This is a genomic window from SAR86 cluster bacterium (assembly GCA_023703675.1).
Lineage (GTDB): Bacteria > Pseudomonadota > Gammaproteobacteria > Magnimaribacterales > AG-339-G14 > AG-339-G14.
This window is the reverse complement of sequence record CP097974.1, coordinates 708,710-722,675: the sequence shown is the minus strand read 5'-3', so window position 1 is coordinate 722,675 and position 13,966 is coordinate 708,710. Positions and strand designations below refer to the sequence as shown.

General features: G+C 32.9%; 14 protein-coding genes. 7 read left to right on the top strand and 7 right to left on the bottom strand.

The window, feature by feature from the left end:
- The first annotated feature begins 242 nt into the window (after positions 1 to 242).
- Positions 243 to 857 (top strand): glutathione S-transferase family protein, encoded by a 615-nt coding sequence (locus M9C82_03595; GenBank protein ID URQ73053.1) that lies wholly within the window; start codon positions 243 to 245, stop codon positions 855 to 857.
- On the opposite strand, the gene M9C82_03590 is transcribed toward M9C82_03595, so the two are convergent.
- Entirely contained in the window at positions 858 to 2,225 is a 1,368-nt protein-coding gene (locus tag M9C82_03590) for a hypothetical protein (protein URQ73052.1), read from the bottom strand.
- A 49-nt stretch (positions 2,226 to 2,274) separates the two neighbouring features.
- Here M9C82_03590 and M9C82_03585 point away from each other — a divergent pair, with 49 nt between their 5' ends.
- From M9C82_03585 to tadA, 3 genes are read left to right on the top strand one after another with little or no spacing between them, the layout of a single operon-like run.
- Positions 2,275 to 2,967 (top strand): hypothetical protein, encoded by a 693-nt coding sequence (locus M9C82_03585; protein URQ73051.1) that lies wholly within the window; start codon positions 2,275 to 2,277, stop codon positions 2,965 to 2,967.
- Positions 2,954 to 3,502: a peptide deformylase gene (gene def / locus M9C82_03580; GenBank protein ID URQ73050.1), complete on the top strand. Its 549-nt coding sequence runs from the start codon at positions 2,954 to 2,956 to the stop codon at positions 3,500 to 3,502. The genes M9C82_03585 and def overlap by 14 nt, the downstream gene beginning before the upstream one ends.
- A gap of 3 nt (positions 3,503 to 3,505) precedes the next feature.
- A complete protein-coding gene (gene tadA, locus M9C82_03575; protein ID URQ73049.1) occupies positions 3,506 to 3,973 on the top strand; it encodes a tRNA adenosine(34) deaminase TadA in 468 nt (155 codons plus the stop codon).
- On the opposite strand, the gene xthA is transcribed toward tadA, so the two are convergent.
- From xthA to M9C82_03545, 6 genes are read right to left on the bottom strand one after another with little or no spacing between them, the layout of a single operon-like run.
- Entirely contained in the window at positions 3,963 to 4,775 is an 813-nt protein-coding gene (xthA, locus tag M9C82_03570) for an exodeoxyribonuclease III (protein ID URQ73048.1), read from the bottom strand. The two genes, tadA and xthA, sit on opposite strands and share 11 nt — an antisense overlap.
- Complete coding sequence (locus M9C82_03565) at positions 4,772 to 6,823, bottom strand: carboxy terminal-processing peptidase (protein ID URQ73047.1); 2,052 nt, start codon at positions 6,821 to 6,823, stop codon at positions 4,772 to 4,774. Before M9C82_03565 ends, xthA begins: the two co-directional genes overlap by 4 nt.
- Before the next feature lie 8 nt (positions 6,824 to 6,831).
- Positions 6,832 to 7,719 carry an acetyltransferase gene (locus M9C82_03560; protein ID URQ73046.1) on the bottom strand — a complete coding sequence of 296 codons (888 nt, stop codon included), beginning with the start codon at positions 7,717 to 7,719 and terminating at the stop codon, positions 6,832 to 6,834.
- On the bottom strand, positions 7,712 to 8,095 hold the full coding sequence (locus M9C82_03555) for a MazG family protein (protein URQ73045.1): 384 nt from the start codon (positions 8,093 to 8,095) through the stop codon (positions 7,712 to 7,714). The genes M9C82_03560 and M9C82_03555 overlap by 8 nt, the downstream gene beginning before the upstream one ends.
- Before the next feature lie 3 nt (positions 8,096 to 8,098).
- Entirely contained in the window at positions 8,099 to 9,220 is a 1,122-nt protein-coding gene (locus M9C82_03550; protein URQ73044.1) for an acyl-CoA/acyl-ACP dehydrogenase, read from the bottom strand.
- Entirely contained in the window at positions 9,220 to 10,428 is a 1,209-nt protein-coding gene (locus tag M9C82_03545; GenBank protein URQ73043.1) for an acyl-CoA dehydrogenase family protein, read from the bottom strand. Before M9C82_03545 ends, M9C82_03550 begins: the two co-directional genes overlap by 1 nt.
- 77 nt (positions 10,429 to 10,505) lie before the next feature.
- Here M9C82_03545 and M9C82_03540 point away from each other — a divergent pair, with 77 nt between their 5' ends.
- From M9C82_03540 to M9C82_03530, 3 genes are read left to right on the top strand one after another with little or no spacing between them, the layout of a single operon-like run.
- Positions 10,506 to 11,243 (top strand): queuosine precursor transporter, encoded by a 738-nt coding sequence (locus M9C82_03540; GenBank protein URQ73042.1) that lies wholly within the window; start codon positions 10,506 to 10,508, stop codon positions 11,241 to 11,243.
- 3 nt (positions 11,244 to 11,246) lie between these two features.
- A complete protein-coding gene (locus tag M9C82_03535) occupies positions 11,247 to 12,095 on the top strand; it encodes an NAD(+)/NADH kinase (GenBank protein ID URQ73041.1) in 849 nt (282 codons plus the stop codon).
- Between the two features lie 52 nt (positions 12,096 to 12,147).
- Positions 12,148 to 13,899, top strand: a complete 1,752-nt coding sequence (locus M9C82_03530; protein URQ73040.1) for an SLBB domain-containing protein — start codon at positions 12,148 to 12,150, stop codon at positions 13,897 to 13,899.
- Positions 13,900 to 13,966: the final 67 nt, after the last annotated feature.

Genomic DNA, 13,966 nt, shown 5'->3' with positions numbered 1-13,966 from the left:
AAATATCCGCCCATAAAAAAGCTAACAGCAAACACTGGATATACCTTAAAAAATAATATGAATGATTGAATATAATTTTTCGTAAGGATATGTTAAACAATAAAAATTAGCACGATTAGAACTTGTAATTATTTGAATATAGAATTTTTGACTTAAGTTAGTGCAAATCACTCAATTTCTATTATCCGTTGGAAACTTTTGAACAATGTATTAAAGTAGTTTTAAATTTACTGGAGAGAAAAATGCTAAAACTTCACTTTGCACCCGCGTCAAGAGCAGAAAGGATTTTGTGGCTCTTAGAAGAACTTGAGTTACCTTACGAACTAAACCTCATGCCATTTCATCCAGAGGCTTTGAAATCTGAAGAGCACAGAAAACGTCACCCATTAGGAAGGATTCCAGTTCTTGAAGATGGTGATATAAGCATTTACGAGTCAGGTGCAATTATTGATTATGTATTGGAAAAACATAAGAATGGTGGCCTAAAACCAAGCACAGATTCTTCTGAATTTCCTTACTATTTACAATGGTTTCACTTTTGTGAGGGCATGATTGCTCAACCAATGAATACTATCGTTGTTCATACAATTCTTTTGCCGCCTGAAAGAAGAGATGAAACAGTTCTCGGCCAAGCTCAAAGACTTGCTACAAAATCATTACAGGCCATAGAAATTGCTCTCGAAGGTAAAGAATACCTGATTGGTGATTTTTCTGGTGTAGAGTTTATGACAGGTCATTGTTGCACAAAACTTTCAGATTTAGGTTGTGTAACCGATGAAATGCCAAACTTGAAGGGTTACGTTGAAAGAATTAAAGCTAGACCCGCTTTTGTAAAAGCAACAACAACTGGAAGTTAATTAAAGTTTTTCAGTAAGCTTTTTTCCTGCCTCTACGCCAAATTGATCAAATGGATTTATTTCCAATATCTTAGCCGTTATAAAAGTTCTATATTCCCATAAGGCTATTAAGTAACCTAAATGAAAAGGATCAATTTTGGCTAATTCGAAGTGGTTAAAGTTTACATTAGCTTTTACCTCCTCTTTTGAGCCCTTTAATTCCTCTGGACAGTTTTTAAAAAGAGTTAATTGAGCCTGTAATTGCTTTGATATAAGTTTTTCATCAATTCGGTCTTTACTGGTAGAAAACAAATCAATACTATAGTTTTCTGTTCCCTGATGTAATTGTTGAAAATAAGAATGTTGTGCTTTAGGCCCAAAACCCCCAAATATAGTTTGACTAGTTTTTTTAAAAATAGATTTTGGATTCGCTGGTTTTCCAAGGGATTCCATTTCAAGTTGTTGTGCGTAATTAGGAAAAGACCTAAGCGGCCAAGAATAAGATAGTAAAATTCTGTTATTGAAGTTAAGAAAATTATTTTCCCATATGTCTTTGTAACTTAGATCTTTAATAAATTCTTTAAAAGATTTATCAGATGTTATTAATTTATCGACTTCATTGCCTCCTTCAAGAAATTTAATATAGTTTTCTTCAAGATCTAAAATTGCGGGAATCGAAATATTGCTCCAAACAGAGTATCTCCCTCCAATTTCATCATCGATTAAAAAAATATTTTTTTCTTTGAAGAGAGTTTTAGCTTTCTTTTCATTTGCAGTTAAGACGACAATATTTGATTTTAAAGATTCCTCGTCAGAGTTTTCTTTAAGCCATTTTTTTGCGTGTTTTAAACTTTCTAAAGTTTCTTGAGTGTTCAGAGATTTTGATGAAACAATGAAATTAGTTTCGCTCGCTAGCAAGCCGTTTATTACTTCATGAAACTCTTTCTCATCAGAACCATTTATGAAATAAAAATTAAAGATCTCATTTGAAAAATTTTTTAAAGCTTCAAGTAGAAGATTTGGTCCTTCATAAGAACCTCCAATTCCTAGAACCACTATATTTTTCTTATTATTTGCTATTAATTCGTGTTTAAGTTTTATTATTTTTGGAAAATCAGTTTTTAAGAACTCTTCAGAATTATTTCTAAGTTTTGGATGTGAAGCCGCTTTATTTTCAGATTTGTTTATGAAACTTCCAGAAATAAGTTCTTTAATGGATCCATCGACATCTACCTCTATGTCAATTTTATTAAAAAGCGCTTTTACCTCATTTGAATAAATTACATTTCGTGATTCAAATTTTATGAATTGATCAGAATAAGAAGATTCAATAGAATTTGAGGGTTTTAATTTAGAAAGCTCTTCAAAAGAAGAAAGTAGTTTTTTCATGATTAACTTTTAGATTATAACTAATTTATCTTTGCTATCATTTAAGAAAATGAAAATCATACTAGCCATAAATTTAATAAGGTATTCATCTGTATTTTTTCTAGTTGGATTATTAGTTTCCATGTACTTTTACCCCGGAGGTAACATTCATGATTCTTCTCAAATAGGATATTCCTTTATAAATAATTTTTTAAGTGATTTGGGAGGATATAAATCTCATTCAGGTGAAGTAAATTTCTTATCTTCAACTTTTTTTGCTCTTTCTTTGTCTATTTTTTCTCTTGCTGGCTTGGCCTTTTTAATAATCCCTGAAATTTTCAAAGACGATAATTTAAATTATATTTTGTCTTTTATAGGAGCTATTTTATTTTTTGTTGGTTCAATTTTTTTTGCAGCTGTAGGATTTACACCATATGATCTTTATTTCGATGAGCATGTTTTCTTTGCCAAAAACTCATTTCGTTTAATGATTCCTGCATCTTTATTTTTATTATTAGTTTTAGGTAGAAGTGGAGTTTCAAAAAATTATCTATACATTATTTCTTTTTTTACTATCTCTACCTTTTTATATGTGATCTATTTAAATATTGGTGGGAATCCTATTGAAAATAAAGATGATTTAATCCCTAATGTCATTGCTCAAAAATTAATAGTTACGGTAAGTATGTTCTGTATTTTTTTGATAACTTTTGCTTTCTCAGAAAAGCTAAAAAACTTAAGTATCTTGAATGATCGGTCATAAAGCCATATTAAAAATGGGTAATCCCTTGCTTAGAGAAGTTTCCAAACCTCTTCTAAAGAAAGAAATTTTATCTAAAGATACAAAGAAATTAATAAAAAAAATGTGGAATATTATGGCAGAAGCCGGCGGAATAGGATTGGCAGCTCCTCAAATTGGAATCTTAAAACAAGTAGCTGTAATTAAATTGGATAGTGAATCTAAAAGATACGAAATTCAAGAAGATTCAGATGAATTTGTAATTATTAATCCTTCATTAGAAATATTAGATAAAACAAAGCAGGGTTTCTGGGAGGGCTGTCTTAGCGTTCCTGGTTTGAGGGGGTTTGTTGAGAGACCTAGAAAATTAAGAATAACTTATTTAGATGAAGAAGCAATTCAAAATGAAATAATAGTTGAAGATTTTCTAGCTACAGTTTTTCAACACGAATTAGATCATTTATTCGGCTACTTGTATGTCGATAGATTAAATTCGGTTAAAGACTTAATTTTTGAGGACGATGCTAATGATATTTCGGAAGAAAAACTTATAGACTAATCAATGATTTCATCAACAAATGATATTTTCTTTATGACTGAGGCAATGAACATGGCCAAAGAAGGGCTTTTGTCGGGAGAAGTCCCTATAGGAGCTGTGGTAACCTATGAAAATAAAATTATCGGCAGAGGATTTAATCAAAGCGTTAGAAATTCTGATCCTACAGCGCATGCAGAGATAATTGCCCTAAGAGAAGCCTCGTCGTATTTAAATAACTATCGACTTAATGGATGCAATCTTTATGTCACTATTGAGCCATGTCTTATGTGTTTTGGTGCTTGCATCCATTCTAGATTAAATAGACTTATTTTTGGAGCTGACGACCCCAAGGCTGGCGCTTCAAAAGCTTATTACGATCTTTCAAATTCGTCCTCATTGAATCATAAATTCAAAATTACATCGGGAGTGCTGGCGGAAGAGGCGAGTCTTTTACTTACAGACTTCTTTAGAGAAAAAAGGTCTAAAAGTTAAATTCAGTCCAAACTGGTGCGTGGTCAGATGGTTTTTCCATTCCTCTTATTTCATAGTCGATACCAGAGCTCTGAGCAATATCGTATAAATCTTTGGTAACCCAAAGGTGATCAATCCTTAAACCTCTCTTAGGAGAATCATCAAAGCCTCTACTTCTATAATCAAACCAGCTAAATTTATCATTAGTTTCAGGATAAAATTTTCTATAGGAATCTTGAAATCCCCAATCTTTGATTTTTTTTAACCATTCTCTCTCTTCTGGAAGAAAACTACATTTACCTGAAGTTAGCCATCTTTTCCTGTTTTCTTCTCCTATCCCAATATCGATATCCTCAGGAGATATATTTAAATCGCCTAGGATAATAATATTGTCATTTTTACTGAAATTTTTATCTAAATGTTTCATCAAATCTTTAAAAAACTTTTCTTTGTATGGGAATTTAGTTGGGTGGTCTCTGTTATCACCTTGAGGGAAATAGCCATTGATTATATGTACTTTAGTTTTATTAAAATTATGTTCTGAAGTTATCAATCGACATTGTGCTTCATTGGTATCTGTTTCAAAACCAAGGCTTGATGAGATCAAATTATCTTTATAAAAAGTTGCTACTCCATAGTGACCTTTTTGACCGTTAATAATTTTATGGTAACCAAGCTTATCTATTTCTTCGTGAGGAAAATCATCATTATGAACTTTCGTTTCTTGCAGACAAAATACTTCTGGACTATGAATGGAGATTAATTTTTCTAACTGATGATATCTAGCCCTAATACCATTTACGTTGAAGGAAAATATTTTCATTGAGGCGATAATATATAACTTAGTCTAGAGGGGTTTTGGTTCAATATTAAGGAGTCCACTAATATTTCAGCTGCTTCTTTTAGAACAATTTCTTCCCTCAAATCAGAGATTTCTTCCGGATCAGAATTCACAAAATCATCATATGTTTCAAAAGGCATTAACTTTAGCGAAACTCTCAATCGGTTCTCCATACTTAAGATTGATTCTTCTCTTTTAAATTTAAGAATTTTTCTTTGTTCAAGACTCAAGGGAATCTGATTTAGCTTTTTTTCATTTTTATAAAAGTCTTTTTGCGCTTCTAGGTAAATTTTCATTTCGTTTGCCTCAGTTCTATTTGACGATGTGGTTCTAATTAAGTCTAAATTTTGAATTTCCTCAAAAGACCTATAGAAGATTGGATCAATATAATTATAAGGTAAAGAATTTTCATAAGATCTCTCACCAATTTCATCATCGTTAAAGACTAAAGGTAAATTTATGTCTGGTTCAACACCTTTGTTCTGAGTACTCTCACCAGAAACCCTATAGTACTTTTGCTCAGTAAATTTTATATGCCCGTGGGAAAGTTCAACCATTCGTTGGACGGTTCCTTTTCCAAATGTCTGACTGCCCACTACCAATCCTCTATCGTAGTCTTGAATAACTCCAGCTAAAATTTCAGAAGCAGAAGCACTCAATTTGTCTACTAATATAACTATTGGACCAGAATAATTCTGTCTACCCATGCTATGTCCTAAAGACTGAAGGGAGCCATTTGCTTCCATCACCTGTACAACGTTGCCTCTCCCAATAAAAAGTTTTGCTAAGGAATAGGCTTCAAATAGAAATCCTCCTCCGTTGCCCCTAAGGTCTAAAACCAAGCCGTCAATATTCGATTCGTCTAATTCACGAAGAATTTTTTTTACGTCTCTGGAACTACTTTTGTAATCAAATCTATTTTTATTATAGGCTTCAAAATCCATATAAAACGTAGGAAGTTCAATGACTCCAATTTTGTAGTTTCTCGAGCTTCTTTTAATTTCTATTTCCTTTTTTTGCGCTGCAGCATCTTCAAGTTTTACAATATCTCTTGTAATTTCAATTATTTTTCCTAAATCTTCATTGTCTGACGCAGCAGGAAGAATTTCTAATTTAACCACTGTTGATTTTGGCCCCCTGATTAATTTCACGACCTCGTCAATTCTCCAATCTCTTACGTCGGTAATTTCTTCATTCACAGAAGAAGCAACTCCAACAATTTTATCTGTTACTTTTAATAATCCAGATTTTTGAGCTGGTCCGCCAGGTACTAATCTAATAATTTTAGTAATACCTTCTTCAGAAGATAGAATTGCTCCAATACCCTCTAAAGAAGCTTTTAAATTTATCTCCCAATCTTCTTGATTAGTTGGAGTTAAATAATTTGTATGTGGATCAAAAAAACTAGTGTAAGAATTTAGATATAAACTAAATACTTCATCCATAGATATTCTTCTTAAACTTTTTTCTCTATTACTAATTCGTTTTATAAGCTTGGCTTTTGTTTTTTTTATGTCTTCTTCTTTTAGGTACACCGAGATGAATTCACTTAGAATCAATTTATTTTGGTAATTTTGAATCTGGGAATAAGATCGAAATCTTTCAACATTTTCTCTGTCCTTGAATATAAATTCTGCGTTATTGAGGTCATCTTCATCTTTTATATCGTTGATAAATTTCTTTTGTGTTTCAAAAAAACTAAATGATCTTTCTTTGTAGTGGTTGAAAAGTAAAAAAGCTAGTTCAATTTCATCATTGGAATTTAATGTGGGTTTTAAAGAAAAAGAATTAAATTCATTTTTAGTAAATATAGTTTTCTGACTGTCGATCGTATTGATATATTCTTTGAGTACTTCAGAATTTATTAAAGCTATTTCTTTGTTGAAGTGATTTTTGTTTAAAATAAATTTGGCTTCGTCATAAACATTCGCGTAAAAATTCTTTTTATCATCAGATAAAGGGAATTTATATTCTTCACTAAAAGTAAATAATGCGAAGACAGTTATACAAATAAAAGAAAATCTCTTCATATTCTAATTTAATTAAAATTTGTTGATGAAATCATTTCATCTTTTTCTTTCCAAATTTCATTGATCCATTCCTTAAATTTCATCCTTAAAATATCATCTTCAGCTAACATTTCATTTAAAAAAATTTCAGGAATATGCCTTTTTTTTACAAAAACCTTTATATTTTTTAGCCTACCACATAAGTAATCCCAAAAACTTCTTTTAGGGCTCTCATAAATTATTGTTATATCTATTAAAAAATTAATACTCGGTATAACTGACAACGCAAGAGCCATTCCACCTTCTTTAGGTTTGAGTAAATTTTTAAAAGGACTGTTTTGTTTGGTATGTTTTTCTTTAGTGAACCTAGTTCCTTCGGCATAACTAAAAACTGAAACAGGATGAAGAGAATAGTGATTTAGAGATTTTCTCATTTCCCTGAAGTCGCGGCCTTGAAGTTGGGGATTTTTTTTAATCTGTTCTTTTGTGTAACGTTTAAGAAACGGCATATCCAAAGCCCACCAGCAAATTCCGATGACCGGAACGTAAACTAGAACATGCTTCATGAAAAACTTCAACATGGGAATCTTCTTATTAGTTAATTCTTGAACAACAAAAATATCAGCCCAGCTCTGGTGATTGGATGTCGTCAAATACCATTCGTTTTTATTTAGACTTTCAAAACCGATGATTTCAATATTAGGATTCAAAAGATTTTTTACCCATAGCGAGTTAATTGAAATCCATGCTTCTCCAATTTTTATTATTATTTTAGTGAATGAAACTCTTAAAGCTTTAATTGGAATTAAAAATTTAATTATCCCAAGGGGAATCATTAAAAGAGCTAACAAAAAAGTGTTAACCAATAAAATGGAAAAGCTTGTACAACCAACAACAAACTCTCTAGCACTAGCCATTTTTTTCTTTCTCCTTAATTTCTCTCCACATAGCAGCTTGCTGTTCAGCAGTATGTTTTTGTTTTTGATCAAAGACATAGGGGTGTCTTCGAATAAGTTTCTCTGAAATCGATTTTACAACGTCATCAAATTTAAAAAATTTATTTTCTTCAGCTATTTGAGAATGAAATATAATTTGTAACAATAAATCTCCAAGCTCATCTTTGAGATTTTCCGGATCGTTATTCTTTATGGCTTCTATGACTTCTTGAGATTCTTCTTCAAGGAAAGGTATTAGAGATTCATGAGTTTGTAACTTATCCCATTCGCATCCATCTTTTGGATCTCTGAGCTGCCGCATGACTTTAAGCAGTTTTGTAATACCGTTAGAGGCCATAATCTAATAGCCGGTTATTTCTGCGTATCTGTTTCTGTGAAATTCAGAATTTCCAAATGTTTGTTCTGCAACTCTAGCTCTTTTGAGATATAAGCCAATATCATATTCATCTGTTACACCAACACCGCCATGCATCTGAACGCCTTCATTAGATACGAGATGGAAGGTTTCACCAACTTTTGCTTTCGATAAACTAACAAGTCTTTGAATGTCATTGGATTTTTCTTCAAACGCTGAAAGGCTTTCAAGAACGCAGGATTTACAAAGTTCTAATTCTGTGAACATATTCGCAGCTCTGTGTTGCAAAGCTTGGAAAGATCCAATTTTTACACCGAATTGTTCTCTTTCTTTGAGATAGTTCAAAGTAATTTCAAATGCCTCTAGTGCTCCACCAAGCATTTCAGCAGCTAATACGGCCCTGGAAATATCCAAAACTTCATTAATTATGTCTTGAGCTGAATCTAACTCCCCTAAGATAGCATCAGAGTTAATTTCTAGGTTTTTAAAGGTTATATTTGCAGCATTTCTGCTATCAACCATTTTTGTTTGATTAATCTCGATGCCATTTGACTCTCTGTCGGCGGTAAAAAGAGTCACGCCATTCTTGGTTTTGGCTGCAATTATAATTAGATCAGCAAACCCTCCATCTATTACAAATGTTTTTTTCCCGTTAATAATGAATTTATTTCCTTTTTTTTCAGCATTAGTTTCGGAAACAATTGGATTATGTCTAGGTCCTTCTTCAAGTGCAAAACAACAGGTTATATTTCCTTTAACAATTTCAGGAAGATATTTTTTTTTCTGCTCTTCCGTTCCCAGTTTAGAAACAAAACTTGCTCCTATGACAGCAGTAGCAAGAAGAGGAGAGGGAGTTAATGTTCTTCCTAGCTCTTGAAGAACAATACCTATTCCAGATAATCCAAAATTTGACCCTCCGAATTCTTCGGGTATCAATATTCCGGTTAAGCCTTGATCAGCCATTTGTTTCCAAATTTCACGGTCAAAACAATCAGGATTCTCAGAATCTCGAATTGATCTAAAATGCGAAGTGGGAGTTTTTTCCCTAGCAAATTTTTGAGTTTGATCTTGTAAAAATGATGCAGTTTCGTTTAAAACCAGAGACATTATTGAGGCAAATCTAAAACACGTTTCGAAATTACATTCAACTGAACTTCTGAAGTTCCTCCTTCTATTGAATTGGCCTTAGTTCTAAGCCACTCTCTTGTAATCGCGAGTTCCTCAGGACCAAATTCACCGCCTTCCCAACCTAAACCTTGGGTTCCCATTGCTTCAAGCATAATTTCATATTTTTGCTTATTGTGTTCTGAACCATACAATTTAAATATTGAAGTAGCTGCACTTGGACCATGATTAGAATTTTTAGCTTCTTCGGAGGCACGTTTCAAAGTAAGACTAAACGCATGTGCATTCATATCGCATTTTGCAATCTTCTGTCTTAAACCTTCGTCAACAATCTTATCTTCCTTCACTTCAACATACTTTTTAGAAAGTGTTGCTAAACCAGAGCCCGTTTTACCTTTACTAGCAGCTTTCGATCCACCAAGCCCCATGCTGGCGAGCATTTTTCTCTCATGTTGGAGTAAGTTTTTTGCAACATCCCATCCTTTATTTAATTTATGCACTAGATTTTTTTTGGGGACAATAGCGTCGGTAAAAAAAGTTTCGCAAAATGGAGAATTTCCTGAAATCAACTTTATCGGTTTGGTTTCAACTCCTGATTGATCCATGTCAATTAATAAAAAACTTATTCCATCATGTTTAGGTTCTTGCGGACCTGTTCTAACAAGAGTAAAGATCATGTCACACTCATTGGCATAGGAAGTCCAGACCTTTTGACCATTAACAACAAAGTTATCACCATCCTCAATGGCCTTAGTCTTAAGAGATGCAAGATCTGATCCTGATCCTGGTTCACTGTATCCTTGGCACCACCTAATTTCTCCTTTAATGATTTTCGGAATGTGTTCCATTTTTTGTTCTTCGGAAGCATATTCAAGCAGAGCTGGACCTAGCATCCACAATCCGAAACTAGCAAGAGGCATTCTAGTTCCCATTTTATTCATTTCTTCTGCAAGAATTTTGTTCTCATCGAAATTAAGTCCGCCACCACCATATTCTTTAGGCCAAGTTGGGGCAGTCCAACCCTTTTCTCCTAATCTTTTCAACCAAAGCTCTTGATCTGGGTGAGTGAATTTGCAATTTCTTCCTCCCCACGTCATGCCATGTGGAGTCATAGGTTTTTTCATTTCAGGGGGACAATTTTCTTCCAACCAATTTCTTGTTTCATCTCTAAATACAGCTAAATCTGCCATAAATACACCTCTTAAATAATTTAGACAATATAAGTTAAACTAAGCCAGTAAATTGATCAACCCATAATAAAAAATTGATGAGCTTAGAATTTTTTTACAATAATCCTGAGGCTTTATGGATCTTTACTGTTCTTTATGACTTGACCTTAGCTATTCTCCTTTTCTATTTTTTTGGCAAAGAAGGACTTTATATTGCAGTGGTCCTAGGGATTGTGTTGGGAAATTTGCAAGGCGGGAAGGTAAGTGATTTAGAAGTATTTGGTATGACTTTCACCGTTAGTATGGGGGCCATTATGTATTCAGGGATTTATTTTGCTACCGACTTACTCAATGAAAAATATGGCAGAGCAGAGGCTACCAAAGCAGTGATCATAGGAGCTGTAGCAAATGTGGTAGTCATGCTTACGCTAGTTCTAAGCACTTTATACCCTCCTTCAAATGTAAGCAGTTCCGCTTCATCCGTGCATGACGCTATTTCTACATTGGCAGTTTATTCTCCTATTTTTGTAATAGGTTCTTTGACTGCTTATTTGATAAGTCAAAGTTTTGATGTATGGGTTTTTCATAAAATTCGTACTTTAACTGGCGAGAAAATGCTTTGGCTAAGAAATAATGTTTCTACTCTTTTATCTCAAGCGTTAGATACTTTTATTTATACCTTTGTATGGGTTATAGCAGGAGAACTAGATTTCTATACCGCATTAGGTATTTCTCTTACTAAATATGTGTTTAAATTTTTTATAGCAATTGTTGATACTTTTTTTATTTATCTGGTAAAAAATATAAGAAAAGATCAAATTTTAGTGTCTAATTAAGTAATGGAACCAATAAAAGCAATTTCTATAGTTCATTCTGCATCAAGAAATTTCAAAGAGGCTTTAGATCAATGTCTTAAAACTGCTAAATCAATGAACATTGACGTTAAAGGCACTCACCCAGTCAATGAAAATGATATAGACAAATCAATCAAAAGTAGTAAGTCTAATTTGGTTATAGTCATTGGCGGAGATGGAACAATGATAAGAACTATTGCGAATTTGATTGAAAATGAAATTCCTATGCTTGGAATAAACATTGGAAGATTAGGTTTTTTAACAGACCTAAGCGTAGATTCTATATTTAAAACTTTACCAAAAGTATTTTCAGGCGATTATTTATTAGAAAAAAGACCTTCGTTAAGCATCAAAGTAGACAATTCCGACTTTTTGACAGGAATAAATGAGGTAGTCTTTCATTCTGGAACTGTTGCGAAGATGCTTAATTTTTCAATTTTTCAAGAAGAAAAGCTAATTTCTAAACATAAATCAGATGGTGTTATCGTATCCACTGCAACGGGATCATCAGGTTATTTCTTTTCTGGAGGAGGGCCTATTATCTATCCAACAGAAGAAATATTTGCAATTTTACCAATGTTTTCGCAAAGCTCTTCTTCAAATCCTCTCGTGCTCCCCAACGATAAAGACTTAAAAATAAAATTAAAAAGTTCTGTCGAAGCTTCGATAGTTGTTGATGGCAGGGAAGATCTTGAAGTTTATCAAGGGTCTGAAATTACTATTTCAAGAAATAAAAATAGCTATACGTTGATGCATCCTTTAGATTATGATTATTTTGAAGCTTGTAGAACCAAATTGTCATGGGGGCAACCACTAATTAACTTAGATGAATAAATTTAGACTCATATTCCTTATTTGTTTTATAGGAATCTTAAATTCTCAATCTATGGCAGATTTGGATAATCTTCCTCCTGAAATAAGAAAATCTGTTCTAGAAAGAATGGAGAAACAGAATAGTATTATTGATTCAACTATTTCTCCTAAAATAGAAGATTCAGAAGACGACATTGACGAATATATAGAATATTTAAAATCTGAAGAAGAAATTGAATTTGATGAATATGGATCTGAAATTGTAAAACGTTTTGGATACGATTTATTTGAAGATATTTCAGATCAAACTCCTTTAGAGGTTAAGGCTGCTCCTGCAAATTACATCTTGGGACCTGGCGATGAGTTAAGGTTCAATTTTTCTGGAAGTATAAAAAAAACTATTGATTCAACTATTGATCGAGAAGGTGAAGTTTTTGTATCTGAGTTAGGTTCTATTAATTTTTCTGGTTTGTCATTTTCTGAAGCTAAAGAAGAACTTTCTAAAATAAGTGAGGCAACTTTAATTGGGACTTCGATATCAATGTCCTTAATTAACTTAAGATCTATTGAGATTTTTGTGACCGGTAATGCTAAAAATCCTGGTTCTTACATAATGAATCCTCTTTCGACAATTTCAAATGTTCTTTTTAATTCTGGTGGTCCAACTAATGCTGGTTCTCTGAGGAATATTGAATTGAGAAGAAATAATAAACTGGTTGGCATTTATGATTTTTATGAACTTTTTATCAAGGGAAATACTAACCAAAATTTAAAAATACAATCTGGTGATGCACTATTAATCAATCCTATACGCAAAAGTATCAAAATTTTTGGAGAGGTAAATAGACCAGCAATTTACGAACTTAAAGAGGACGAAAATTTTATTAACCTTTTAAATTTTGCTTCGGGATTAAACTTATACGCAGATGAGAATAGAATTGTTGTTACTAGAATCTCTAATATTGGAGATACCTTAAGGGAGGAGCTAACAATTTCAGAAGCAAAAAATTTAATATTGAGTGATGGCGATTCAGTTTTTATACACAAAAAAAGTCTAGTTGCCTTGGACCCAAATAACGATCAATTAAATTTAGTTTCGATCAAAGGTGAAGTGCAAAACCCTGGTATTTATCCTCTTAACCCAGGGGAGAGATTGTCGGACCTAATTACAAAAGCAGGAGGATTTAATGAACAAGCTTATATCGAAGCAGGAATTTTTTTAAGACAAAAGGTTGCAGAAAGTGAGAAAAAGGCCTTGTCTGCTACAGCTGATCAACTTGAAGATGGAATTGTTTCATCTATTACAACCGGCTCACTTCAAGAAATGGAAGATGCAAGTTTAGCGTTAGACCTTTTAGGCAATATCATTAAAAGACTCAAGGAAGCAGAGCCAGTTGGAAGAATAGTAGCAACCTTTGATTTGAATCAACTAGCCAGAAACGATGATCTAGATTTAATTTTATTAGATCAAGATCAAATTATTATCCCAAAGAAATCCTCGACAGTTTCTGTAACCGGTCAGGTTCTTGCGCCTGCTACTTTTGTCCATTCAGAAAATCTATCCGTTTATGATTACATAGATTTAGCGGGAGGATTCACTTCTGCAGCTGCTGAAGATCAACTTTTAGTTATTTTGCCTAATGGTCAAGCTTTAAGACCCTCATCATTTTTCAAATTCAAGCAAGACAAAATTCTTCCTGGTTCCACCATAATTGTTAACAGGGATACTACAAGTCTTTCAAGACTTTCATTCTGGAGGTCGGTTCTTCCAATTTTTTCAAGTTTGATTACTTCGCTTGCTGCGATAGATGCTATTGGCGATTAATAAAAGTGTTTTTAAATAAATTAGGTTTATCGTTAGCCCATTTTTTCCCGCCTGAAATCAGTAGTAA

Coding starts and splice junctions, on each gene's coding strand:
- M9C82_03595 (URQ73053.1), top strand. CDS start 243: ATGCTAAAACTTCACTTTGCACCCGCGTCAAGAGCAGAAAGGATTTTG.
- M9C82_03590 (URQ73052.1), bottom strand. CDS start 2,225: ATGAAAAAACTACTTTCTTCTTTTGAAGAGCTTTCTAAATTAAAACCC.
- M9C82_03585 (URQ73051.1), top strand. CDS start 2,275: ATGAAAATCATACTAGCCATAAATTTAATAAGGTATTCATCTGTATTT.
- def (URQ73050.1), top strand. CDS start 2,954: ATGATCGGTCATAAAGCCATATTAAAAATGGGTAATCCCTTGCTTAGA.
- tadA (URQ73049.1), top strand. CDS start 3,506: ATGATTTCATCAACAAATGATATTTTCTTTATGACTGAGGCAATGAAC.
- xthA (URQ73048.1), bottom strand. CDS start 4,775: ATGAAAATATTTTCCTTCAACGTAAATGGTATTAGGGCTAGATATCAT.
- M9C82_03565 (URQ73047.1), bottom strand. CDS start 6,823: ATGAAGAGATTTTCTTTTATTTGTATAACTGTCTTCGCATTATTTACT.
- M9C82_03560 (URQ73046.1), bottom strand. CDS start 7,719: ATGGCTAGTGCTAGAGAGTTTGTTGTTGGTTGTACAAGCTTTTCCATT.
- M9C82_03555 (URQ73045.1), bottom strand. CDS start 8,095: ATGGCCTCTAACGGTATTACAAAACTGCTTAAAGTCATGCGGCAGCTC.
- M9C82_03550 (URQ73044.1), bottom strand. CDS start 9,220: ATGTCTCTGGTTTTAAACGAAACTGCATCATTTTTACAAGATCAAACT.
- M9C82_03545 (URQ73043.1), bottom strand. CDS start 10,428: ATGGCAGATTTAGCTGTATTTAGAGATGAAACAAGAAATTGGTTGGAA.
- M9C82_03540 (URQ73042.1), top strand. CDS start 10,506: ATGAGCTTAGAATTTTTTTACAATAATCCTGAGGCTTTATGGATCTTT.
- M9C82_03535 (URQ73041.1), top strand. CDS start 11,247: ATGGAACCAATAAAAGCAATTTCTATAGTTCATTCTGCATCAAGAAAT.
- M9C82_03530 (URQ73040.1), top strand. CDS start 12,148: ATGGCAGATTTGGATAATCTTCCTCCTGAAATAAGAAAATCTGTTCTA.